The organism is Cytobacillus purgationiresistens (assembly GCF_030813235.1).
Classification (GTDB): Bacteria; Bacillota; Bacilli; order Bacillales; family Cytobacillaceae; genus Cytobacillus; species Cytobacillus purgationiresistens.
Map to the genome: position 1 here is coordinate 43,242 of NZ_JAUSUB010000003.1, position 25,143 is coordinate 68,384.

Below are 25,143 nucleotides of genomic sequence, written 5' to 3' on the forward strand. Positions count from 1 at the left end.
GACCATTTTGGTTAACGCCAAACTACTTTTTGAATAATCACGTTTGCAATAGACATAATGATCGATACAATAACCGCTGTACCGAACCCGGCTATTTCAAAAGAGCTACCCATTAAGCCATCAGTAATGAGTAATGTGACCGCATTGATGACGAATAAAAACAGACCTAACGATAGCACTGTAATAGGCAAGGTTAATATAATTAAAATCGGGCGAACAAGAATATTCAGGATGGATAGAATAAAGCTTGCACCTATAGCTGCCCCGAATCCTGATAAATAAAAGGATTCTTCAAAAAAACCTGCAATTGCCATAAATAATATGGCATTAATTAAAATCCCAATTAACCATCTCATACTTTTATAAACTCCTCTTCAATTGACACGAACAGTATGCGCAGGAACAAGCCTTTTGAGCCTGCCAGTCCGCAAGCTTACAAAGAGCTGGATTTCTTCACTGTAATGGAGCCGGTTTTTGTATCAGCGTCTAGCTTAAGTCCACTCTGCGGGTCTTTAAGCGATTTAAAGTGCAGGACCTTTTGAATAACATCGCTTTTTTCTTCAATAATTTCAATCCCATCAAGATGAACATTGAAACTGCCTAAATTGGTTTTCAGTTCTCCGTTCACAGGTTTGAAATGAGGAAGTTCTATATCCAAGCTGCCCGTTGTTGCCTTCGCTTCAACGTATTCACATCTTGAACCGCTAACTGAACAATAAACATCTCCATTAAAAGAGTGGATATCCACCTTTTCGTAATCTCCATCTACTTTAATCGTACCGTTAATTGTTTCTGCTTCTAAATGATCAATCGTACTTTTCACTGCAGAGATTTGACCGTGAACAGTCTCCATTTCTGCATGCTTGCTATGCAAATGCTGGACATTTATTTTACCATTCGCTGTCTTTGCTTTAAATGATTCTACCCTTATATTTTCACTTTCAATTGGTCCGTTAAACGTCCGAACCTTTAATTTTTCATAATTTTTATCAGGAACATAGATAATTACATTTAACTTTATCCACTTTTGCTGAGTAGAAAATCGTAGTTTTTCTTCATTGATTGTGAAAACGACATCACCCAGAAAGTTTTTGCGTGCTTCATCTTGCGTTTCTGCACGATACACTTTCGCCTGACATTCGATGCGGACATCCTTTTGCCCCCAGGGAAGAACCTTTACAGATCCATTTGAGATATCAATCTCCATGTCCTTTAAATATACATCCGATTGCTGAAAAATATGTGAAATATCTACAGAATGACCGAAATTAAAATCAAGGTCCCCTTCTTTAATTTTCTTAAAAGCAGAATCAACGAAATCAATTATTTTATCCTTCGCTGAATTAAATTTATAATTAAATGGCTCTTCCTTCTTAGCCTCTTCAAAGTGAACGGCTGTAGAAAGGTCCTTTACGATATCTTCCTGCTTCTCTTGTGCTGTTTTACTCGCTTTCTCCAATTCCTCCATCAATGTGAGCGCTTCGTCCACTGATAGTTTCCCGTCCTCTACCATCTTCAAAATTCGTTTTTTTTCTGCTTGCATGATAACCCCTCCAAATTAATCAATTTGTCGAAATAACCTTTATTCCTTTAATCATATTCCATATTAGTACCGCTAGACTAATTATTATGCTTAGGACGCCACCAGTTATAAAAAGAATGGGTATTTGTTCTACATTATTTATCCAGGTAAACGCGCCTGCGATGACGATTATTAGTGGTATAAAGGTAATTAGGTGTGAAATCAAAGCTTTTTTTGCGTGTTCCTTCGTTTTTTGATCCTCAACAACAAAATAAACAATGATGGGAAAAATAACGCCGGCAAACAATATACTAAAGTAGCTAAGCGCTGAAAGTATTTTATTCGTGTCCATTTTTCTTCAGCTCCTCTATAATTATACTTACGAAAGAGCGCGGAGAAAGTTTCATTTACAAACAAAAAACCGTCTGAGGTCTTAGACGGTTTTTTATTTATACGCTGCAAAGTCAGTTCTTGGTGTTTCTTTTCGTTTCACTTCATCAATTTTATTCACAAACATTTGGAATACTTTGCGCTTCTCCTCTAGCTCTTTTGCTTTTTCCTTAAGCTCATTGTATTTCTCCTCAAAGGGTTTATGGTATCTCTCACGAATGTTCTCAATGATCTCTTCATTGACCGTCGACTGAATGACTTGTTTCGTAATTCCATATTTATAAGAATATAGCTTCAAATCTAGTTTGATATTTTCAAATTCCTCGTTGATCTGGTTAAGCACTTCAGAAATGTCTTCCTTCCACTCTTCTAATGACTTCTCCAAATAATCTTCCATAATTACCTCCTATTTAATTTTTTTAGCTATATGTACTTTTTCGTTTTATTATAAATGAAAATAGTTACATGCCTTTTTCTAACTGATTACAAAGAGTTGTCTTTTTAAATTCGCTTCACTATTTTATTTTCTATAAAATTATGGTAATTTTGTATAAATGGAGGGTTTACTTATGTGGAATGAAATTACTTCACTGTTTGTTTTCTTTTTATTATTTGGCATTAGTTCATTTTTTAATATCATGTTTAAGATGACAGAGAAGAAGCATTGTTTGACAACGCTGCTGATCAGTTTAATTCTTACACCTTTGATTATAGGTTTGCTGGGCATCGTATAAACAAAAGAGGAGCAGCGCATCATTGATTGCGCTGTTCCTCTTTATTTAAGCATTTGTTACGGCTTCCTCTTTTTCTTCAATCTGCTTTTTCATGCGCATGCGGTCCCGTTCTAGAATTGGCTTTAAGTATTTCCCTGTATAGGATGCCTTTGTTTCAGCAATCACTTCCGGTGATCCAGTCGCTAGAATTGTACCGCCCTTATCTCCGCCCTCTGGACCAAGGTCAATAATATGATCCGCTGCTTTTATCACATCAAGGTTATGCTCAATGACAAGGACAGTATCGCCATTCTCAACTAAACGTTGAAGAACAACCAATAATCTAGCAATATCATCAACATGCAGCCCCGTAGTTGGCTCATCTAAAATGTAAAATGATTTCCCTGTAGACCGTCTATGCAATTCAGATGCAAGCTTAACGCGTTGCGCTTCACCACCTGAAAGCGTTGTTGCAGGTTGACCAAGCTTCACATAGCTCAGTCCTACATCATATATCGTTTGCAGCTTACGGCTTATTCTTGGGATATTTTCAAAGAATTCTAGTGCAACCTCAACCGTCATATCAAGAATTTCGGAAATATTTTTCCCTTTATATTTCACTTCAAGTGTTTCACGATTATAGCGTTTCCCATGGCATACTTCACAGGGCACATACACATCTGGAAGAAAGTGCATCTCAATTTTTATGATTCCATCACCGCGGCAGGCTTCACAGCGCCCGCCTTTGACATTGAAGCTGAAGCGGCCTTTTTTATAGCCTCTAACCTTCGCTTCATTCGTTGAGGCAAATACATCGCGAATATCGTCAAATACACCTGTATATGTCGCAGGGTTTGATCTTGGTGTTCGCCCAATTGGAGATTGGTCAATATCAATGACCTTCTCAAGATGCTCAATCCCTTTGATTTCTTTATGCTCTCCTGGCTTGCTTTTTGCGCGATTAAGCTTTTGAGCAAGGCTTTTATGGAGAATTTCATTGATTAATGTACTTTTCCCTGAACCAGACACGCCTGTAACTGCAGTAAAAATGCCGAGTGGGAATTTCACATTTACATTTTTAAGGTTATTTTCCTTTGCACCTTTTATTTCTATAAAACGGCTGTCGCCTTTTCTGCGTTCAATCGGCAGGGGAATAAACCTTTTTCCGGATAAATATTGACCCGTTAGTGATTTTGGATCTTCCATTACTTGCTGTGGTGAACCAGCCGAAACAATTTCGCCACCATGGACGCCAGCACCCGGTCCGACATCAATTAAGTAATCGGCTGCCATCATCGTATCCTCATCATGCTCCACCACGATAAGCGTATTTCCGATATCCCTCATATTCTTTAAGGTTTCGATCAAACGTTCATTATCACGCTGATGAAGTCCAATTGAAGGCTCGTCCAAGATATAGAGTACACCAGTTAGCCGGGAGCCGATTTGAGTTGCGAGCCGAATCCGCTGCGCTTCTCCTCCTGATAATGTTCCAGCTGCACGGCTTAAAGATAAATAATCGAGTCCAACATTTATTAAGAACCCAAGTCGTTCTTTTATTTCGCGAAAAATAAGATTAGCAATCTTCATTTCTTTTTCTGACAGCTTTAAGTGTTCAAAAAACTGATAAGCCTCTTCAATTGACAGTGATGTTATTTTACCAACATGGCGACCATCAACTAGGACAGCAAGACTTTCTTTTTTCAAACGGTAGCCTTTACAGCCTGGACACGCATGCTCAGCCATATATTTCTCCATTTGTTCACGGATATAATCAGAGCTTGTTTCTTTATAGCGGCGTTGTATATTGTTCATAACGCCCTCAAACTTAATATTTCCTTCACGTATTTGCCCAAAGTCATTTTCATATCTGAAATAGATCTTATCTTTCCCGGACCCATATAATATTTTTTCAAGTTGATCTTCTGGTAACTCCTTTACAGGTGCATCCATATCAATGCCATAGTGACTGCAGACAGCCTCCAATAGCTGCGGATAGTATTGGGAACTGCTTGGCTCCCATGGTGCGATTGCATTCTTCTTCAATGATAATCCTTTGTTCGGTATCACTAGGTCAGGATCTACTTCGAGCTTTGCTCCGAGTCCATCACAATCTGGACAGGCACCAAATGGACTGTTAAAGGAGAACATTCTAGGCTCTAGCTCGCCAATTGAAAAACCACATTGAGGGCATGCGTGATTTTCACTGAATAATAATTCCTCTTCACCTATCACTTCCACAATGACCTTACCGCTTCCTAGCTTCAAAGCTGTTTCTAGGGAGTCGGCAAGCCTTGCTTCAACGCCTTCTTTGACAACGATGCGGTCAATGACTACTTCTATGGAGTGTTTTTTATTTTTTTCAAGTTCAATATCTTCTCCAAGGTCGCGCATTTCTCCATTCACACGCACCCGAACAAAACCTTGCTTCTTCACTTCTTCTAAGACCTTAACATGTGTACCTTTTCGGCCTGATACAAGCGGACCCAATACTTGAAGCTTTGTTCTTTCAGGGAATTCAATGATTCTGTCGACCATTTGCTCAATCGTTTGCGATGAGATTTCAATATTGTGGATTGGGCAAGTTGGTCTTCCTACTCTTGCATATAAAAGTCGTAAATAATCATAGATTTCCGTTACGGTACCCACTGTAGAGCGCGGATTTTTACTGGTCGTTTTTTGATCAATTGATATGGCTGGTGATAAGCCTTCAATCGTATCAACGTCCGGCTTATCCATTTGACCAAGAAACTGCCGTGCATAAGCAGATAATGACTCCACATAACGACGTTGACCTTCTGCATAGATCGTATCAAATGCCAGGGAGGATTTACCTGAGCCGGAAAGTCCGGTTAAGACAACCAGCTGATCTCTTGGTATCGTTACATCGATATTTTTTAAGTTATGCGCTCTGGCACCCTTTACAATCAGTTTATCCATTGCCATTTCATTTCGTCATCCTTCCGCTTTTAATTCTAATATTAAATCACGAAGCTCTGCAGCCCGCTCGAAATTGAGTGCTTTGGCCGCTTCCTTCATTTCTTTTTCCATATTGGCCAGCAGTTTTTCTCTTTCTTTCTTGTTGAGCTTGCCAAGCTTCTCTGTTGCGTTATATTCTTCCGGCTCTTCCGCTGCATGTGTCGCACGAATCGCATCTCTGATATCCTTTTGAATCGTTTTTGGTGTGATGCCATGCTTTAGATTATATGCCTCTTGAATTTCACGGCGCCGCTTTGTTTCACTGATTGCAAGCTCCATAGATTTTGTCATTTTATCGGCATACATGATGACCTTTCCGTTTTCATTACGGGCAGCACGGCCGCTCGTTTGAATTAATGAACGTTCTGAGCGGAGGAATCCCTCTTTATCCGCATCAAGAATTGTCACGAGTGAAACTTCAGGAATATCGAGACCTTCTCTCAACAGGTTAATACCGACAAGCACATCATATTTTCCAAGCCGGAGCTCACGGATGATTTCAATCCGTTCCAGCGTTTTTACCTCAGAATGCAAGTATTGCACTTTAATGCCGATTTCCTTTAAGTAATCTGTTAAATCCTCTGACATTTTTTTCGTCAAGGTCGTGATGAGCACTCGCTCATTTTTCTCGACTCTGTCATGAATTTCTCCTATTAAATCATCAATCTGCCCTTCTATCGGTCTAACCTCAATAATCGGATCGAGCAATCCTGTTGGGCGGATAATCTGCTCTACCATTTGTGGCGTATGTTCGATCTCATAGGGTCCAGGAGTCGCAGAGACATAGACGGTTTGACTGATATGGTCTTCATATTCCGCAAAAGTGAGCGGTCTGTTGTCCAATGCTGAAGGCAAACGGAATCCATGCTCGACAAGGACGTTTTTCCGGGCTTGGTCACCGTTATACATCCCCCTAACCTGCGGAAGTGTAACATGAGATTCATCTACAACCATCAGAAAGTCCTTTGGAAAATAGTCCAGAAGCGTGTATGGAGTTGATCCTGCCGGTCTTAATGTAAGATGGCGCGAATAGTTTTCAATCCCGGAGCAAAAGCCCATTTCCCTCATCATTTCTAAGTCGTATCGTGTTCTTTGTTCCAATCGCTGAGCTTGAAGCAGATGCCCATTTTCATTAAGATAGGCTAATCGCTCCTCCAGCTCTTTTTCAATATTTTCAATGGCGATTTTCATTTTCTCTTCTCGGGTTACGAAGTGGGATGCCGGGAATATGGCAACATGGTCGCGTTCTCCCATGATTTCTCCAGTAAGCGCGTCAACTTCACGAATTCGGTCGATCTCATCTCCGAAGAATTCCACTCGCATACAGTGTTCATCCCTCGATGCCGGAAATATTTCGACAACATCGCCTCTAACTCTGAACGTTCCGCGAATAAAGTTCATATCATTGCGCTCATACTGGATATCGACGAGCTTTCTCAGCAGCTGATTGCGCTCAATTTCCATTCCGGTTCGCAGCGAAAGGACCATCTCGCTGTATTCTTCCGGAGAACCTAAACCATATATACATGAAACGCTGGCAATGACAATCACATCATTTCTTTCAAACAAGGAGGAGGTCGCAGAGTGGCGAAGTTTATCAATTTCATCATTGATGCTAGAATCCTTTTCGATAAATGTATCCGTCTGGGGCACATATGCCTCCGGTTGATAATAGTCGTAATAGCTGACGAAATACTCTACTGCATTGTTCGGAAAAAACTCTTTAAACTCGCTGTACAGCTGCCCAGCCAAAGTTTTATTATGGGCGATGACAAGGGTCGGCTTATTGATTTCTTGAATCACATTGGAAATTGTGAAGGTCTTCCCTGTTCCTGTTGCACCTAAAAGCGTCTGATATTTTTTCCCTTCACGAATGCCCTTTACAATCTCTTTAATGGCTGCGGGCTGATCGCCTTGCGGGGAATATTTTGATACGAGTTCAAATTGTTCACTCACTGCTTGAAACCTCCTCAATTAAAAATCATAATACCTATATATAATGACAATCTGCCTTGACGGTTTATAGTACCGATATTGCAGCTGTTTTGACAGTTATTTACTTAAAGCTCATATCATCATTCTACCACAAACACAGCTAAACAAACCAACAATATGCGAACGGATATTCGTTTTTTGTTTTTTGATGTTTAATCAAACGTTTGATTGAAGAAAGATGGTTGAGATTAATGGTTTTTTTCAAACTGATTAGGTTTAATGTTCCTAATAAAAAACCTGCCGATCATGGTTGGATCAACAGGAGCTCAAGCTACCTTTTTCAGTTTATTCTTCATATAATCCGCAAGCCAAAACCCTACCGTTAAAGATAAAGCATCAACAATGATTAAACCGTAGGAATTGGTGTATCCTCTATACACAGAAGCTGCAATTAAAGCCACCGTCAGCACAAGAGCAAGCATGCGATTATAAGTTACCCTCGTAAAAAACAACACCAGCAAACCCGGCACAAAAAACGCCAACAAATACTTCAGCCCCACACCAACACCCTCTCACCCATATCCAATTACAAGATATTTATCGTTCCGCCCTCTTCTACTATAAGAATATCACAGACCACTTATGGGTGCCTGTCACCCTCAAATTTCTACAAATTTCGACATTTTCTCAAATATAATAAAAGATCCCTCTTCTTTGTGGTTAGAAGAGGGATTTTGCTTTTCTTTGTAAGAGTGTGCGTTGTTTGGTTGCTCGATTTTTGGTTCTTACTTTTTTTGTCAAAATAGTTATATCGTATGCATTATTTATTTGTTTGAATCATGTTTAGGGAAAGGTAACTATTAATAATGTAAGGTTATCGTTTTCTGGTAGCGGCTTGGCAGCTAGAGCGGATTCGGATTCTCCTGCTCTACTTCCTTCGCCATCTTTCTGGCCTTTAGGAAATTCATACTATTAAGCACGATTGTTTTGACTACGGCATAGGTTGGGACTGCCAGGAGCATACCAAGGATGCCAGCCAGGTTACCAGCAACCAATAAGAGTAGAATAATTGTCGCTGGATGTGTGTTCAATGTTTTTCCTAAAATAAGCGGTGAAATCAAGTTGCCTTCAAGCTGCTGGGCAATCAGAATGACAAGCAAGGTCAGAAATGCCATAGTTGGCGATTCGAATAAAGCCACAATCACAGCCGGCGCTCCACCTATAATCGGACCGACATACGGTATGATATTAGTGACCGCAATAATCAGTGCCATGACAATCGCATATGGCAAGTCAATAATAAAGAAACCGATAAACGACAGTGTCCCTACAAAAAGAGCAACAGTAATTTGCCCTTGAATATAAGATGATAATGTATTGCCTGTATCTTTTAATGTGTTAATCGCTTCTGCACGATAGGATTTTGGGATGAACTTTCCTAGAGCTGCCGGGAACTTCTCTCCATCCTTCAGCATGAAGAATAACAAGAATGGTACAGTAATAATGGTAATGGCAATATTCGTAACCACGCCGAGGAATCCGCTTAAGCCACTTGTGATTCTCTCTGGCAGCGTATTCGCATAATCCACAATATAAGCCATAATTTCTTTCTGCGACACATAATCCTGCGTCATAAACCATCGATAGCCTTCTGATTGAGAAAAACTATTAAAAAACGCTTCTGTTTTCTTCACATAACCAGGCAGATCGTTCATTAACGCCGCTAATTGTTTTGAGATAGTAGGAACGATGTTACCGATTACTAATACAAACAATCCGATAACGACTGCAAAGAGAATCAATATTGCTATTACTTTTGGCACCTTTCCCCGCTGAATCAGATGAACAAATGGATTCAATATGAAGAATAGGAACCCAGAGATAATAATCGGGAAGAATAAGGTGGTAAAAAATATTCCAACCGGTTCAAACAAAAACGATATCTTGGAAGCTACTAAAATGATTGTTAGGATGATTAAAAATTGAAAAGACCAATACTGGAATTTCCTCTTTGACACAATCTCACCTTTTTCAAATATATTTGTATGTATTATATCAGAATACACTGAATGAAACTCAATGCATGACCAATTAAGTTCCCGATTTTTTTAATATTAAAACCTTACCTATTATGAAACGTTCCTCTCTATTTTAAACGTTCTCGTGATTTATGTCGCTTCTCAGCTATTTCAAAATACTTTCTCTGTAAATCTGGCTGTTTTTAGCAGAAGATCTTCCAACACAAAAAAAAATGGCTGCCGGTATCGGCAGCCTACGTAAACAATTATTGATTTCCTTTTTTCACCCATTCACCAACAGTGACTGTGCGCTTAGCCTGATGCTTAACCGCTGCTGCTACATCTTCAACGATTTTTCCATCTTGTCCTTGAGTAGCACTTGTTCCATAAGGGTTACCGCCTGCAGCATAGATGCTTTGATTAGTGAATCCAGGTGCTGCAACAATTGCTCCCCAGTGGTACATGGTTGTATATAGTGAAAGAATCGTTGCTTCCTGACCGCCATGTGGATTTCCTGCCGTACTCATAGCACTGACCACCTTATTCGCAAGCTTGCCTTGTGCCCATAATCCGCCAGCAGTGTCTATGAATGCTTGTACTTGAGATGCGATATTACCGAATCTAGTAGGAACACTGAATACAATAGCATCTGCCCATTCTAAATCACTCAATGTCACTTCAGGAACATCCTTCGTTGCATCCGCATTCGCTCTCCATGCAGGATTTGAATCAATCGCTGCTGCAGGCGCTGTTTCCGGAAATTTTAAAACTTTAACTTCCGCTCCAGCTTCTTTCCCGCCTTCTTCAGCCCATTGAGCCATTTGATAGTTAGTGCCTGTTGAACTATAATAAATGACCGCTAATTTAATACTCATTTGAAAAATCCTCCCATTATAAAAATTACACTTTAATATTGTGTCTTTTCCACAAAGTTTTATCCTATAAACTAAAAGCGAATCTCAATGTTTTTAATGCACCGCTCCAAGCATTGACCTGATCTAACATCATCTTCATATTGTCTTGATGCAAATCTTGCGGCTTGAACTCTGAGAAATTCTCAAAATCCGTGAACATAGATAATGTTGGATGTGTACGTACATCCGCAACTTGAAGCTCACCAAGGATACCGCGTAAATGCTCTGCTGCACGCGCTCCGCCTGTTGAACCGTAGCTGACAATACCTGCTGCTTTATTTGCCCATTCATCACGAGCAAAATCAATTGCATTTTTTAATGCGCCGCTTATGCTATGGTTATATTCCTGAACGATAAATACAAATCCGTCCATGCTTGCCAATTTATCAGACCAAGCTGTAATTCCTGGCTCTGTACCATCTGTTGTTCCTAAAAACGGCAGATTAAAATCAGCTATATCAATGATTTCATAATTTGCATCACCGCGTTGATCAGCGATGCCTTTCACCCATTCTCCCACCTGTGGACTAACGCGTCCTTGTCTTGTGCTCCCTAAGATGATGCCAATATTTAATTTTTCCATTGTTGTTTCCTCCTCTTGATTGGTTTTGCCAAATAATTTATTTAAAAATCCCATGCTGTTCACCTCTAGATGTTTTGTTTATACCATTTAGCAGCCTCTTCAACTTCATTGAAAGAAAGCTGATGGCCCATATTCTCCCAGTGCAAATGCACCTTTGCTCCTGCTTGTTCTAATAATGCTTTTAATTCCTCTGATTCCTGCGCAGGGCAAATGGGATCATTGGTGCCTGCACCGATGAATACGGCGCTGCCATCTAAATTCGGCATCTCCATTCCTCTGCGCGGGACCATTGGATGATGAAGAATTGACGCCTTCAACGCGTCCTCATAATGGAACATCATACTTGCCGCGATATTCGCTCCATTAGAATAGCCGACTGCGACTATGTTTTTACGATCGAATCCGTAATTTTCAGCGGCTTCATCCAGAAACTCGTAAAGCTCCTTCGTGCGAAAAATTAAGTCCTCTTCATCAAAAACACCTTCAGCAAGTCTTCTAAAAAAGCGGGGCATGCCATTTTCTGATACATTGCCACGGACACTTAATACAGAAGCATCTTCATCAATTTTCCCTGCCAGCGGAAGTAAATCTAACTCATTTCCACCTGTCCCGTGGAGTAAAAGTAAGGTTGGTTTTGATGAATCCTTTCCTTTTTCGAAAATATGTTTCATGCAAATTCCCCTCCAAATATTATTTCGGCCTGACTATCTCAAAAATCTCGCCAATTCTGGCATAATTATGCCCTGCTAATCGGCTGACTGCTCCCAGGCCTTGGGCATCAATTTTCCCATTCTCTAAGATTTCGTCCTCTATATGAAATCGAACGACTTTCCCAATGAGAAGATCTGTGTTCCCGTATAGCTCTAATGATTGTTCTAATATACATTCCATCCGGATTTTTGCTTCCTTAATTCCCGGAACAGAAATTACTTCACTGGGAATTGAATTCAGTTCTGCAATGTCCAGCTCGCTCTGTTCTGGCGGCAAGCTAGCTGCAGTTTCATTTATTTTCCTGACATTCTCATTATCAACAATATGAACAACAAATTCTTTCAGGGCTGTGATATTTCTCGCTGTATCCTTCATTTTCTCCTGTTTCCTTGCAATCGACAACGAAACCATCGGCGGATTCGATGACACGATATTAAAGAAACTGAACGGCGCTGCATTGATGATCCCTTCCTCCGATTGTGAAGTCACAAATGCAATCGGTCTTGGGATGATACTGCCAGTTAAAAGTTTATAATTCTCTCGTTCCGTAAGTGCCTCTGGATCAATGGATGCCAATGGATATCCTCCTTCTATCTAAAAAGTTTTTCGAAGCAAACTTCGGCTCTAAGATGGAGATTCTATTGATGATAACTACTAATTGATCCGCTTAAACTCAAATCCTAATTCGGTCTATTTTAGCTCTCTCACCTGAATGGGGATTAATTGTTTTTCTAATTGAGCACGATATTCTTCATATTGCTCAGGCAGCATTAGCTTATCTCCCATTGTTTCTTGTGATTCATCATGCGCGAACCCTGGAGGATCTGTTGCTATCTCGAATAGGATTTCTCCATATTCACGAAAATATATCGCATTAAAATAGTTTCGATCCTGAACTGGCGTTACGCCGAAGCCATTGCTTTCGATATATTCTTTCCAATCAAGCTGATCACTATCATCGATGGCTCTCCAAGCGATATGATGGACAGTCCCGACGCCCATTCTGCCAGCACCGCCTGTTGTCATTTTCAAATCAACAATATTACCGATATCTGCAATGGCGCGATACCGAGTATATTCTCCTTCTTCTGCGATTTTCTCAAGCCCCATCGTTGCCAAAAGCTCAGCAGTTTTTTCTGGATTTGCCGATAGTAAAACGGCTCCGCCAAAGCCCTTGATCGCCACGTCTGGTGTGACTCCGCTAAAAGTCCTTTGATTCTTCTCACCTGCTTCTCTCTCCACAAGTGAAAGCTTCAGTCCATGCGGGTCGTTGAAATTCAATACTTTTTCATCAAAGCATGTGACTTTTTCAAAAGCAATATTCAAGCTAGTTAAACGATCTTCCCAGAAAGGTAAGGCACCAGTTGGCACTGCATAAGATGTACTTCCTACCTGGCCATCACCGATGATGCCTTGATAAGCATTCGCCCAAGGAAAAAACGTAATAATTGTGCCAGGTTTACCACCTTCATCACCAAAATATAAATGATAAGTTCCTGGATCATCGAAGTTAACCGTCTGTTTAACTAGGCGCAAACCAAGTACACCAGCGTAAAAATCTATATTTTCTTGCGGGTGACCAACAATCGCAGTGATATGATGAATACCCAATGTTTTTTTTGACATAATAGACGACATCCTTTCATTTCGTTTATCTAACTTTCAAGTATCTCGAATTTGAGGCATTAGACAAGATTTTATTTATTTTCCCCTATTTTTGCAAGAATACTTATTAATTCCCTTTGTTCTTGCTGCGAAACTTCTTTAAACATTTCCCTTATAAAGTTTTGATAGTCCGGGACGATTTCCTTCATTAGAAGAGCACCTTTATCTGATATTTTCACATGGACCACCCGTCGGTCCTCTCGGCAGTCGCTTCTTGTGAGCAAGCCTTTTTCCTGCAGCCGATCGATCACATATGTCATTGAACCGCTTGTAAGATGTACTTGGTTTGAAATTTGCTGAACCGTTTGCTGACCTTTTTCTGCTAATACTTGCAGGACTGAAAATTCGGTTGGATTCAGTTTATAGTAACTAAGCTTCTGCTTGATTTGTTCTTGAATAGATCTTGAGGCCTTTGTAAAAGCGGCAAATGAATCGAGCGTGATTTTGTCTACCATTCCATCGCCTCACATTGTTTTTAATTAAGATATCTCGAATATGAGATAATATTATCTCGTTTGTATCAATTTGTCAACCAAGTTTCGGTAAAGTTTTTTCTAATTCTCCGCGGCGATTTTCCAGCCATTGAGGAAGCATTAACTTTTGACCGAGATGCGCTATTTCCTCATCTACTGCAAATCCAGGACTATCTGTGGCAAGTTCAAATTGTATGCCGCCGTCTTCTTGAAAATATAATGCTTTAAAATAGTTTCGATCTAATATTTCAGTTGGAAAGTACTCTTCAGTCGTTAAGCGCTCATGCCAGCTTTTATGCTGCTTTAGATCTTCGGCTCTCCAGGCGATATGATGGACAGTCCCTGCTCCCGCCAAACCTCGTACAGTAGGCGACAGCTTAATATCTATGATTTGCCCAAGATGTCCCCTCGCCTTAAATCGTAAATATTCTCCTTCTTGTCCGATGCATTCCATACCTAATATCTCTTCCAATACCTCTGCCGTTTTGTTAGGTTTAGCTGAAAAGAGTGTAGCTCCAGCAAACCCTTGAATCGCGTTAATGTTTTCTTTTAAACCAGAGCGCTCGGTGATCTCCAGCAGCAGGCCGTCTGGATCAGAAAATTGAATGGATTTTTCATTAAATCGCGTAATGTGGGTAAAATCGATATGGCTTTGATTTAAGCGATTTTCCCAGTAAGGGAGCGTACCCGGTGCAACAGCAAAGCTTGTTACCCCCACTTGTCCGGTGCCAATTCGACCTTTGGGCAGACTTGGCCATGGAAAGAAAGTAATGACAGTGCCAGGATCGCCTGTTTCATTGCCAAAATAGAGATGATATACTTCTGGACGATCAAAATTGACTGTTTTCTTTATTAAGCGTAATTGTAAAACATGTGTGTAAAAATTGATGTTTGTTTGCGGATCATTGACGATAGCAGTGATATGGTGGATTCCAGTTGTTTTTAACATGACAAGTCTCCTTTTCGAAGTTGTCTTGAATTAAAGAATCTTGAATATGAGATAATTGTAAACCATAAATAAATCATTGTCAATTATCTAATTCAATAAAAAAACTCCACTTCGTTTCCGATGAGTGGAGTGGTCATTCATTATTTTACTTCATAAAAGTTAATAAGCTTTTGAATAAAATCGATTTGAAGTTCGTATTGATTATAAATATTTTGGGCAGTCAGTTCTGACAGCGGATCCAGTATTCCGATTGCTTCTCTTTTTTTATCCATGCCATTCTTTTGTGTGGCTAAGCCTTGTTCGATGATTTCCTTTTGTTTTTTTAAAGAATGAATGACGGTATCATTTGGCAGATGCCTAGTGAAACTTAAAGCAGTGTATAGCTCAGAGGGTAGGATAACTGAAGGGTTGCTGAGCGAATCACTAACCATCTTGAGAAACTCTAGTTCACCGTGTTCAGTAATTTTGTATATCGCTTTCGAACGATGGCCTGTTTGTTTCACCTCTTCAATTTCTACCAGTCCTTCCTTCTCCATTTTCTTAAGTGCATGGTAGATGGAACCAGGTAAAATTCCAGCCCATAAATCAGTTTTGCTTGTTTGCATGATTTGCTGTATCTCATATCCTGTCATTGGTTTCATTTGCAGTAATCCTAAAACCATTAAGCGTGCCATATTTTCTCTCCTCAATGAAAAATATTCAACATTGAGTAAAATTGTATCATAACCTTTTTATTTATGAAAACTACCCTGCTGTTTTTTTCTTAAGGAAAGATTGATTACCGAAGTTTATGCCCCTTTTGAAAGTAAATACAGCCATTAGTAAAGCAAAAAGCATGTAAATAAACGGGACTAACATGCCTAAAAGAACTTCTTCTTGTCCGGCTGTCACCGCACCCTTCAATCCTTCTGTAAAATAGCCAAATGGCAGTATCTTCGCAATTGCTTGAATCCATTCTGGCGCTTGCTGCAGTGAATAGAATGCTTCACTAAGGAATAGAAGAGGAAGCTGTATGAAGTTTGCCAACATATTCACTTGCCCTTCATTCTTTGCCAAATGACCGATAACAAAACCAAATGCAGTAAAGCATAAAGTAGCAATAATGATGATTGGCACTGGCAAAAGAATGGACTGATAGGAAAAATCCAATTTAAAATATATCATCCCAATAATCCATATCCCCATGTTCAGCACAACTCCTATTGCAGTCCTTGCTAAAATCATTATGGAAATAAATATTATAGGTGAAACAGGCGTAAGCTTTAATAATTGATACACACCTTTGTTCTTTTGCGAAAAGACTTGAAAGGCGATACCCTGCATCCCCCAAAACATGGTTCCTATTGCTGTCACGCTCGTTAATATAGTGACATTTGCATGATTTTTATCAAAAAAGGAGGCTAACACAACCATGATGATGAGCGGGAACACCAATGCATAAAACAGGCTGATTTTGTCTCTGATCGACGTAATCATCATCGAGCGCAATATAACTGTAATCATGCTGTCTCCTCCTTTGCGGATAGTTTTAAATAGAGATGTTCGAGGCTCGCAACCCGATGCTCCCTGCATAACTCTTCTGGAGTCCCTTGTGCAACGATGTCACCCTGCACAACCATGATGATTCGATGTGCAAGTCTTTGAACTTCATCCATATCATGAGATGTAAAAACAACAGTATTGCCTTCATTATGCAGTAATTGAATCAATTGATGGATATCCTGCCTTGCCCGTGGATCTAGAGCAGCAGAAGGTTCATCCAATACTAGCAACTCGGGTTGATGTGCAAGTGCTGCGGCAATCGCCAGCCTTTTTTGCTGGCCGCCTGATAGCTTTCCAGCCTCCGTATACGCACTATCCCTCAATCCGCACTTGTTTAACATTGCAAGTGCTTCATTCGTCGCTATTACTTGTTTATAGAAGGCAGCAAATAGTTTTAAGTTTTCGATTGCTGAAAGTCCAGGAAAAAATGGGACAGACTGCAGTTGAACCCCTAGATGCTTTTTATAATCGTCTGACCAGTAATGAACTTTACCACTATCTGCTGTTTGTAGTCCCAACAGCAGCTCCAGTGCAGTTGTCTTCCCAGCACCATTCGGACCAATTATGGCAAGAATCTCTTGCTGGCGGATAGCAATGTCCATTTTATTAATGATGATTCTTCCATTGATTCTTTTTTCTATCTCTTTAGCTTGAATATACAAACTCGATTCCTCCTTTTAGTTAACAATGAATAGTCAACGTTGAATATTTTATTTTGATTTAATTGTAGATGAAATGTTGATGAAAGTAAATACCCTTTTAATTAAAAGGATTTAGGCATGAAAAAAAGCTATCTGTTTTGGGAACAGATAGCTTTTTGGGTGTGTGAATCTATATTATCCCGCTTTTTCTCCACGTTTCATTTCATCCTTGATAAATAGGATGCCAAGTTCATGGTGATCCGTTACATATAATGCCCTTTGCACAAAGCGGATTTCATTACTAACATCTAAAACCTCTAATTTACAATGTGCCGCATTTTTTTGCAGTGAGTCATAAAAGCCCTTTTCATCATTGACTTTGAAACCATTGACTTTCGTGACAACCTCACCGACTTGGAGCTCCATTTTATCTGCAGGTGAATCAGGGACAATTCCAATGACCATCAGTCCTTGATTCCGTTTTGAGAAAAAGAATGCTGCATTTTTTTCGGTCACTCTTTGTCTGTAATTAAGGAACTCTCTGCCGATGATCGCAAGCCCAGCGATGCCTAGCGCTGCAATTGGATACAAATAAACCGCACTTGAGAGCAGCAATAATAATATGCCGAAGACGATTACTCTCTTACCGTATGCTTCAATTGCTTTTTTAGGCAGTGATCCTTGGATTTGCTGCTGGTAGCCAACCGCAAATGGCACTAAAATCAGTGAATAAGCATTGCCGCCAATTGAAAATACAGGCCACCAATCAGAAGTGAGCGTCAGAGCTTCTCCTGGAATGAGAAGGAATACCGGCAATAACCAAAGGCGCTTCACTTCGTGCATTCCTATCTGTTGTCCACGTCTGCTTTTCATCAAACGAGGGGAGGTTCCTTTTTTTCCGTTCCTTGAAATGAGCATCCCCTCTGCTATCACCATTAGCGCGATAAGCACGGCTGCTGCCGGATAGATGCTTTGTGTCACACCCGATGATGTTAAGAAAGCTGGGAGCGGCCATTGCTGTTCGATCGCGAAATAGGCAACCAGCAACCCAAGGCTTAGAGTATATGCAGGTGCAAGCCACCGTACTTTAGGTGTGAGCATAAGTAGCATTGTAATGGCGGCAGTAAAGACCACCATCTCCATTGGGACGACTAGGCCAGCTGTAATGGTGATGACAGAGAGCCCAATTCCAATTAATAAACCAAGTGGAACAAGCTGCCGCAGCTCAAAGTAAGCATTTTCAGCCCTCACTGAAAAATGCTGTCGTTCCCGTTTCACCCGCTGCACACCATAAAAAGCTGCTGCTAAAAAGACTAAATAAAATACTGGATTCAATAATACCTTCCCCGTACCCTTCAAAAACTCAACAAGCCAAACTTCAGCCAAATCTTCCACCAACCTCTTTCAACTATATTACCTCACTTAACCCAACCTACTAATCTAACTATATTCTACCAAATCTAACCCTTAAAGCATAGGGTGCCTGTCACCTCCAAATATCGACATTTCATGTCGAAGTTTGGAGGTGACAGGCACCCATTTTTTTATTTTGTTATTAGGCGCAGGGCGCTTTGGAGTTGGAGGTCATTTTTGTCGCTTTTCATTTCTGTGATGATGGCTTGTTCTAGCGTTGAGGCTGTTTTTGTGTCTATTTGTCCAGTTGGTGTCAGGTCGCTATGTTGTTGGAATGCTTTGACGGCTTTGACTGTTGCTTCACTGTAATAGCCATCGGTTCGGCCTGGTCCATATCCTAAGCTTTCGAGCATGTCTTGCGCATTTTTGATTTGTTCATTATTCATATCCTTCTGCAGGACATCTTCAACTTGCAGAGGATGTGTGTGATAAAGCTTCGGCTGCTTCACTTCGAGACTTGGTTCAATCCCCTTCTTATGAATCCAATTGCCGTCAGGAGTAAGCCACTTATAAAGCGTCAGTTTAATATTGCTGCCATCTCCCATTGGCAGCGGCTGTTGGACAGTTCCTTTTCCATACGTTTTTTCACCGATTAATGGATACCCGCCAGCTTCTTTTAATGCCCCTGCCAAAATCTCTGAAGCTGAAGCACTGCCCTTGTCTATTAATACACCAATCGGATAATCTTTTTTCTTAGTCAGATTGGAAAAATTCATCATTTTTTCGCCACTGCGCTGCTCAATTTGCACGTATGGCTTTTCTTTTGTAACCAACTCTTCTAAAATCTCATCGACTGCTGTCAGCAAACCGCCTGGATTGCCGCGTACATCAATGAGCAGACCGTCGATTCCCTCTTCCTCCAGATCTTTCAGCTGAATCTTAAACTCCTTCGCTGTTTCCTGTGAAAAAGAAGTGATTTCCATATAACCTATCTTTTCATCTTTATGCATCTTAATTTCAGAGTTAACGGTCAAATGAGGAATTTCATCCCGTTTCACATCTACAATCAATGGCTCACTCAATCCATCCCTTCTAATTTGAAGCTTCACTGTTGTTCCTTTTTCTCCTCTTATTTTTAATGTAGCAGCATATAGATCTAACCCTTCAATACTCTCTCCATCAATTTTCACGATCTGATCATTAGGTTTGAGACCCGCCTTTTCAGCTGGTGAATCTTTAAATGGAGATACAATCATCACTTTGCCATCAACTAAGCTGACCTCTGCACCAATACCTTCAAAGGAGGATTCAAGCGTTTCACTAAATTGCTTCGCTGTTTTTTCATCCATATATACAGAATAAGGATCATTGAGTGTGGTAAGCATTCCTTGAATAGCACCTTCAGTCAGCTTGTCCCCATCCACCTTTTCAACATAATTTTTGAAAATCAAACGGTAGGCTGCGCTAATTTTTTCTAAACCGTCAGCATCCAGATCACCGCTTCCGCCAGCAGATTCCATCATACTATGCCCTTCTTCAGCCGACTTTTGCTTTAAACTCCATTGCATGCCTGCAAAGGAACAACCTGCCCCCACTAGCAGTGAAATGGCCATTAATAGCCCAACCCATTTTTTATTCATCTTAATCCGCCCTTTCTTTCGCATATTGTATTAAGCGGCTCATGCGCGAAATATCAATCACCTGATTTTCTAACAAATATATGTAGCGTGCGGACAAGTTATGAATCTTCCCTTAAATCTCATATAAAAAGGTTAAAAACAGCCTATTTGGGTAAAAGAAAAAGAGGAAGCGTTAGCCTCCTCCTTGAATCTTTCAATCTATTTTATAGTGGCACGATACCCACTGGGTTAATCGCATTGGATTTTGCAGCATTCCAGCCGCCTTTATGCAATTCAAAATGTAAATGCTGGCCTTGCGAATCACCAGTATTACCCATAAGCCCAATTTGCTGGCCTTTAGAAACCGTTGCACCGTTGCTCACGGATCTTGAACCACTGCGCATATGTGCATAAACAGTTGTATAGGTTACACCATTGATAGAATGAGCGATGAAGACGACCTCGCCATAACTACTAGAATAATAGGAATTAATCACGACGCCATCTGATGCTGCAAGAATTGGAACCGTTCCGCTAGCTGCAAGATCAACACCTGCGTGGAAGGATCCCCAACGCTGGCCTAATCCTGATGTCAAAACTCCAGCTGCCGCTGGTTTTGTCCATTGTCCGCCAGACACAGGTGGAGGTGTAACAGCTTGTCCACCGCCGCTTGAGCTTCCGCCGCCACTTGAACTTCCACCGCCGCTATTACTACTACTACTGCTGTTATTATTACTTTGAGGTGCTGATGCAGAAGCTTGTTTTTTCGCTGCTTCTTGTTTTGCTATTTCAGCCAATCTTGCTGCCTCTTGTTGTTTTGCTACTTCAGCTTGTCTTTCTTTTTCAAGCTCAATTGCTTTTGCAATCGCTTTTTCTTGAGAAGCTAGAATATTTTTCTCTTCTTCAAGTCCAACTTTTGCTGCATGCTGATGCTCTTCCTCTTCATGAAGAAACGCCATTAAGTTATCTTTCTCAGCCTTTTGTGCACTTAAACCGGATTTCATTTTCTTCAGCTCTTCATGCATTTTTTCCAATGAAGCAAGTTCTGCTTTCACTTTTGCTTGATTTTCTTCAAGCTGATCTTTATCTGCTTGATGCTCTCTCAAAATGCCTTGATCGGCTTCTACGATCGTTGCAACAGCACCCACTCGGCCAATAAAGTCACTGAAGCTTTGTGCGCCCAGCAATACATCCATATAACTGACTACGCCACCCGTTTCTTGAAGAGAACGAGCACGGTCCTTAAGAAGCTCATTACGCTTTTCAATACGGTCAATCAATATTTCAATTTCCTTTTCAAGCTTTTCGATTTCTGTTTTTGTAGAATTAATTTGATTATTTTTTTCAGTGATTTTCGTTTCTGTAGCTTTAATTTCCTCATTTAGACGCTTTAACTCAGACTCTACTGTTTTTTGCTCACCTTTTAATCTGTTAATCTCAGAATCTGCCTTGTTTAATTGTGAATCGATTCCAGTCTTTTCTTTTTTGAGATTCTCGCTTTGATTATTAAGATCATTCAACTTATCCGCCATTACGTTTGTTGGTAATGTTGCGGAGATTGCACCGACACTCATCATTGCAACTAAAGACATTGTAGCTATCTTTTTTTTCAATTTCTGATATCTCCTCTCCTATGACTATCCAAAGACTCTGTATGTATGGATCTATCGAAAAGCATGTGCGGCCGAAAGCCATTTGGGCGGCCGCTCGTTGCTTTTATATTTTCAAAAACTTCCTAACTGACATTAAGCTTCCCCAAACACCAATAAGTGCACCCATGATGATTAATAAAGCACCTACTTGGTAAATAAATGGCGAGACTTCCAATAGCTGAATGAAATGACCTTGCAGCCTTGGCTCCAAATAATCATAAGCATAATAGTAGATGGTGCTTACAGCAGCAACCGGTATAATTGCTCCTAAAATCCCCAGCCACAAACCTTCTAAGAAGAATGGCCATCTAATAAAGGAGTTCGTTGCGCCAACCAATCTCATAATCTCAATTTCTTTACTCCTTGAAACGATCGTAATTTTAATCGTATTGGAGATTAGGAACATAGCAGTGAACAATAAGCCAATAATCAAAACAAGTCCGACATTACGGCTAAGATTAATCACTGAGAAAAGCTTCTCAACGGAACCTTGTCCGTATTTGACTTTTGATGCATACTCCATATCTTCAATTTGTTTAGCTATACCCATTGTATCAGCTGGGTTCTTCGCTTTGACGACAAAGACATCGTTCAATGGATTGTCCTGTTCAAATAACTTAAAGGCTTCTCCTTCATCACCAAGACTATCTATTAGGTTGGAAAGCTCATCCTTTTTATTAGAATAATCAATAGAAGCCACTTGCGGAAGCTGTTCGATCTCGTTTTTCAAGTTCTCTTGATCTTCTTCAGCAGCCGCCACATCAATATGCACGCGGATTTCAACGTCCTCTTCAATGGTTGTTGCCACCTGATTTAAGTTCATCATTATGACAAAAAATACACCGACTAAAATGAGTGTAACTGTAACTGCACTCGCTGATGCAAATGTCATCCAGCCATTTCTGGCAAGGCTTTTAAAACTTTCTCTAAAATGCCTAGCTAATGTTCTAGATTTCATATCCGTAATCACCTCTTTGTTCATCACGGACGATTCTTCCACCTTCAATGGCAATGACACGATGTTTAATTGTATTAACAATTTCCTTGTTATGCGTAGCCATTAAAACCGTCGTTCCTCTAGTATTGATTTCTTCAAAAATATTCATAATCTCCCAGGATGTATCTGGGTCAAGATTTCCTGTCGGCTCATCCGCAATTACAAGCTTCGGTTGATTAACAATCGATCGTGCAATCGATACACGCTGCTGTTCTCCGCCAGATAGTTCGGTTGGTAGCATGCGAGCTTTATGCTTTAAGCCAACAAGCTCAAGCGTATCCATTACTTTTTTCTTGATATTCTTTGGCTGCTCTTCAATTACTTCAAGCGCGAAAGCAACATTTTCATAAACACTTAATTTTGTAAGTAATTTAAAATCCTGGAATACGACACCAATATTACGTCGGATAAGAGGAACTTTAGTATTTTTCAATTCCCCTAAATTAATGCCATTTAATGTGATTGTGCCACTTGTTGGTTTTTCTTCACGGTACATCATTTTGACGAAGGTAGATTTGCCAGCACCACTTGGACCAACTATATAAGCAAACTCACCTTGCTTGATTTTCACATCAATACCGTTCGCTGCAGTAACACCGTTGCGATATTTCTTATATACATTTTTCATTTCAATCATTTATATCACCTAGCTATCTAGATTGTATTTTCGAAAAATTGCACACGCCATCCTTCAATAACCAAAAAGAAGAGTTTCGTTTCCTCCTGATAAGGGTTAATGAAAGTTGAATGGGCAGGCGGGGACAATAAACGGGTGTAAAAAATTAAAAATAGATGTCTTCATAAGAAGTGACATCTATTGGTTTTCAACCAATGACATGAGGGATAAATTCGATTCTTGCTATTTACTTCACTCATTATAACATCAAATTTTGTCAAAATAACGGATAAAATTATTACAGTTTCTTTTCAAACTGATAATTTTATAGGACTTTTTGTCTATCAATGTAGATTTTTCAAAGAATTAGTATCCTCCTCTGGTATATTTATCCTTCTTTATTCATAGATTTTTCAAAATAAAAGAAATATGGGAATTTCATCCACAAAAAAATACCCTGACTATTAATCAGAGCATTTTTTCCTTGTCCTATTTCATTTGTTTATTTTTTTGCAGCTAACCAATCTGCAACTTCTGCTGCTTCGTCACCAGATAGAAGATTTCCTGGCATTGCGCCTTTACCATTTTCAATGATATCAAGAATTTCATCTTTAGAGTATTTTGCTCCTACTTCTTGCAAGTTAGGACCAGCTCCTCCAGATAAGTCTCCACCGTGACAGCTTATACAGCTTTGTTCATACAGCTTTTCGGCATCTCCAGCATCTGCTGTTGTTGTTTCGCCGCCATTGTCTGTTCCATTGTCTTCTGTCGCATCGTTATTTCCGCCGCCACAAGCAGCAAGAACAAGTACAGAACCGAATAATAGTGCTAGAAGCTTCTTCTTCATTCCATTTAGCCCCCTTAAGGAAAATGTTCATAATACAGTTATATTATACCAACGTTAAGCCCGTTTGAAACCCTCACCATGTACCTCTGAAGCGTCTGTAACAATGATGAAAGCTGATGGGTCAATTGTTTTCACCAGTTGTTTCAATTTTGTGAACTCAGTCTGATCAACGACACACATGAGGACCGGACGCTCATGGTCAGTATAACCACCGTATGCTGATAGTTTTGTCACACCTCTATCAATTTTATGCAAAATTCCTTCACGAACTTCATTTTGATTATTGGTGATGATCAATGCCATTTTCGTCCGACCAAGGCCAATCTGCACCAAATCAATGGTTTTACTCGTTACATATAAACCAATCAGAGCGTAAAGGCCAAGCTCGATATCAAAAACAATTGCAGCTGAAAGAACAATTAAGCCGTCAATCATGGCGACGCAAGTGCCTAGAGTGAGACCCGTATATTTATTGATAATTTGTGCAGCCAAATCTGTCCCGCCGGTGGATGCCTTTCCGCGAAAAACAATTCCTAACCCTAAACCAACACCAATACAGCCAAATAAAGATGCCAGTAATGGATCAGTCGTCAAAGGCTCTATATCCTTCGTCAGGAAAACGACAAACGGAAGAAAAATCGTTCCAATCAACGTCTTAACTCCAAATTGCTTGCCAAGGAAAATCACCCCCGCTATAAAGAGCGGAATATTAAAAGCCCACTGCACATAAGCCGGCTCCCAGCCCAATAAATCTTTTAATATTGTACTGATCCCACTTACCCCGCCTGAAGCCACATTATTAGGAAGCAAAAATAAATTAAAAGAAATCGCAACCAAAGCCGAACCCACCAACACATAAACATAATCCAAAACCCTCCAAGCCCCCATACTCTCAACAGCTCCCCTTCTCCTACTCTTCCTACCCATATCCCCAACCTACCCCTCATCATGTCGAATCATGCAGATATATGAGGGTGACAGGCACCCCCATTTGTTTGTCGAAATTTGGCGGTGACAGGCACCG

The 25,143-nt window shown here is 40.2% G+C and carries 26 protein-coding genes; 1 reads left to right on the plus strand and 25 read right to left on the minus strand.

Going from position 1 to position 25,143, the window contains the following annotated elements:
• Window positions 1-11 precede the first annotated feature (11 nt).
• The 4 genes from J2S17_RS04430 to J2S17_RS04445 all read right to left on the minus strand — a co-directional run bounded on the left by J2S17_RS04430 (window position 12) and on the right by J2S17_RS04445 (window position 2,309).
• Complete coding sequence (locus tag J2S17_RS04430) at window positions 12-356, minus strand: phage holin family protein (RefSeq protein ID WP_307472310.1); 345 nt, start codon at window positions 354-356, stop codon at window positions 12-14.
• Window positions 357-433: 77 nt separating this feature from the next.
• Complete coding sequence (locus J2S17_RS04435) at window positions 434-1,543, minus strand: DUF4097 family beta strand repeat-containing protein (protein WP_307472312.1); 1,110 nt, start codon at window positions 1,541-1,543, stop codon at window positions 434-436.
• Between the two features lie 19 nt (window positions 1,544-1,562).
• Window positions 1,563-1,874, minus strand: coding sequence for a magnetosome magnetite crystal formation protein family (locus J2S17_RS04440; protein ID WP_307472315.1), 312 nt, complete (start codon window positions 1,872-1,874; stop codon window positions 1,563-1,565).
• 93 nt (window positions 1,875-1,967) lie between these two features.
• Window positions 1,968-2,309 carry a hypothetical protein gene (locus tag J2S17_RS04445; protein WP_307472316.1) on the minus strand — a complete coding sequence of 114 codons (342 nt, stop codon included), beginning with the start codon at window positions 2,307-2,309 and terminating at the stop codon, window positions 1,968-1,970.
• Window positions 2,310-2,481: 172 nt separating this feature from the next.
• Between J2S17_RS04445 and J2S17_RS04450 the strand changes: the two genes are divergently transcribed.
• Window positions 2,482-2,646: a hypothetical protein gene (locus J2S17_RS04450; protein ID WP_307472318.1), complete on the plus strand. Its 165-nt coding sequence runs from the start codon at window positions 2,482-2,484 to the stop codon at window positions 2,644-2,646.
• Window positions 2,647-2,691: 45 nt separating this feature from the next.
• Here J2S17_RS04450 and uvrA read toward each other — a convergent pair whose 3' ends face one another.
• The 21 genes from uvrA to J2S17_RS04555 form a co-directional block, all read right to left on the minus strand.
• Window positions 2,692-5,571, minus strand: coding sequence for an excinuclease ABC subunit UvrA (gene uvrA, locus J2S17_RS04455; protein WP_307472319.1), 2,880 nt, complete (start codon window positions 5,569-5,571; stop codon window positions 2,692-2,694).
• A gap of 9 nt (window positions 5,572-5,580) precedes the next feature.
• Complete coding sequence (gene uvrB / locus J2S17_RS04460; RefSeq protein ID WP_307472322.1) at window positions 5,581-7,560, minus strand: excinuclease ABC subunit UvrB; 1,980 nt, start codon at window positions 7,558-7,560, stop codon at window positions 5,581-5,583.
• 305 nt (window positions 7,561-7,865) lie between these two features.
• Window positions 7,866-8,099, minus strand: a complete 234-nt coding sequence (locus J2S17_RS04465; protein ID WP_307472324.1) for a CsbA family protein — start codon at window positions 8,097-8,099, stop codon at window positions 7,866-7,868.
• A gap of 342 nt (window positions 8,100-8,441) precedes the next feature.
• A complete protein-coding gene (locus J2S17_RS04470) occupies window positions 8,442-9,557 on the minus strand; it encodes an AI-2E family transporter (protein WP_307472326.1) in 1,116 nt (371 codons plus the stop codon).
• 266 nt (window positions 9,558-9,823) lie between these two features.
• Entirely contained in the window at window positions 9,824-10,432 is a 609-nt protein-coding gene (gene wrbA, locus J2S17_RS04475; protein ID WP_307472328.1) for an NAD(P)H:quinone oxidoreductase, read from the minus strand.
• A gap of 64 nt (window positions 10,433-10,496) precedes the next feature.
• Complete coding sequence (locus J2S17_RS04480) at window positions 10,497-11,108, minus strand: NADPH-dependent FMN reductase (RefSeq protein ID WP_307472329.1); 612 nt, start codon at window positions 11,106-11,108, stop codon at window positions 10,497-10,499.
• A gap of 11 nt (window positions 11,109-11,119) precedes the next feature.
• Window positions 11,120-11,725, minus strand: coding sequence for an alpha/beta hydrolase (locus J2S17_RS04485; RefSeq protein WP_307472331.1), 606 nt, complete (start codon window positions 11,723-11,725; stop codon window positions 11,120-11,122).
• A gap of 19 nt (window positions 11,726-11,744) precedes the next feature.
• A complete protein-coding gene (locus J2S17_RS04490; RefSeq protein ID WP_307472332.1) occupies window positions 11,745-12,341 on the minus strand; it encodes a flavin reductase family protein in 597 nt (198 codons plus the stop codon).
• Between the two features lie 114 nt (window positions 12,342-12,455).
• Window positions 12,456-13,391, minus strand: a complete 936-nt coding sequence (locus tag J2S17_RS04495; RefSeq protein ID WP_307472334.1) for a ring-cleaving dioxygenase — start codon at window positions 13,389-13,391, stop codon at window positions 12,456-12,458.
• A gap of 71 nt (window positions 13,392-13,462) precedes the next feature.
• The gene (locus J2S17_RS04500; protein WP_307472335.1) at window positions 13,463-13,885 is read right to left on the minus strand and encodes a MarR family winged helix-turn-helix transcriptional regulator; all 423 of its coding nucleotides are present in this window, start codon (window positions 13,883-13,885) and stop codon (window positions 13,463-13,465) included.
• A 73-nt stretch (window positions 13,886-13,958) separates the two neighbouring features.
• Window positions 13,959-14,852, minus strand: coding sequence for a ring-cleaving dioxygenase (locus tag J2S17_RS04505; protein WP_307472337.1), 894 nt, complete (start codon window positions 14,850-14,852; stop codon window positions 13,959-13,961).
• A gap of 140 nt (window positions 14,853-14,992) precedes the next feature.
• Window positions 14,993-15,526: a PadR family transcriptional regulator gene (locus J2S17_RS04510; protein WP_307472339.1), complete on the minus strand. Its 534-nt coding sequence runs from the start codon at window positions 15,524-15,526 to the stop codon at window positions 14,993-14,995.
• Window positions 15,527-15,596: 70 nt separating this feature from the next.
• Window positions 15,597-16,355 carry an ABC transporter permease gene (locus J2S17_RS04515; protein ID WP_307472341.1) on the minus strand — a complete coding sequence of 253 codons (759 nt, stop codon included), beginning with the start codon at window positions 16,353-16,355 and terminating at the stop codon, window positions 15,597-15,599.
• Window positions 16,352-16,996, minus strand: a complete 645-nt coding sequence (locus J2S17_RS04520) for an ABC transporter ATP-binding protein (RefSeq protein WP_370874962.1) — start codon at window positions 16,994-16,996, stop codon at window positions 16,352-16,354. Before J2S17_RS04520 ends, J2S17_RS04515 begins: the two co-directional genes overlap by 4 nt.
• Before the next feature lie 234 nt (window positions 16,997-17,230).
• Window positions 17,231-18,421, minus strand: a complete 1,191-nt coding sequence (locus J2S17_RS04525; RefSeq protein WP_307472345.1) for a PDZ domain-containing protein — start codon at window positions 18,419-18,421, stop codon at window positions 17,231-17,233.
• Between the two features lie 158 nt (window positions 18,422-18,579).
• Complete coding sequence (locus J2S17_RS04530; protein WP_307472347.1) at window positions 18,580-20,028, minus strand: S41 family peptidase; 1,449 nt, start codon at window positions 20,026-20,028, stop codon at window positions 18,580-18,582.
• A gap of 203 nt (window positions 20,029-20,231) precedes the next feature.
• Window positions 20,232-21,620 carry a murein hydrolase activator EnvC family protein gene (locus J2S17_RS04535; protein ID WP_307472349.1) on the minus strand — a complete coding sequence of 463 codons (1,389 nt, stop codon included), beginning with the start codon at window positions 21,618-21,620 and terminating at the stop codon, window positions 20,232-20,234.
• Window positions 21,621-21,723: 103 nt separating this feature from the next.
• Window positions 21,724-22,617, minus strand: coding sequence for a permease-like cell division protein FtsX (ftsX, locus tag J2S17_RS04540; RefSeq protein WP_307472351.1), 894 nt, complete (start codon window positions 22,615-22,617; stop codon window positions 21,724-21,726).
• Window positions 22,607-23,293: a cell division ATP-binding protein FtsE gene (gene ftsE, locus J2S17_RS04545; protein ID WP_307472353.1), complete on the minus strand. Its 687-nt coding sequence runs from the start codon at window positions 23,291-23,293 to the stop codon at window positions 22,607-22,609. Before ftsE ends, ftsX begins: the two co-directional genes overlap by 11 nt.
• Window positions 23,294-23,774: 481 nt before the next feature.
• The gene (gene cccB, locus J2S17_RS04550; RefSeq protein WP_307472356.1) at window positions 23,775-24,119 is read right to left on the minus strand and encodes a cytochrome c551; all 345 of its coding nucleotides are present in this window, start codon (window positions 24,117-24,119) and stop codon (window positions 23,775-23,777) included.
• Between the two features lie 54 nt (window positions 24,120-24,173).
• Entirely contained in the window at window positions 24,174-25,007 is an 834-nt protein-coding gene (locus tag J2S17_RS04555; RefSeq protein WP_370874953.1) for a YitT family protein, read from the minus strand.
• Window positions 25,008-25,143 lie beyond the last annotated feature (136 nt).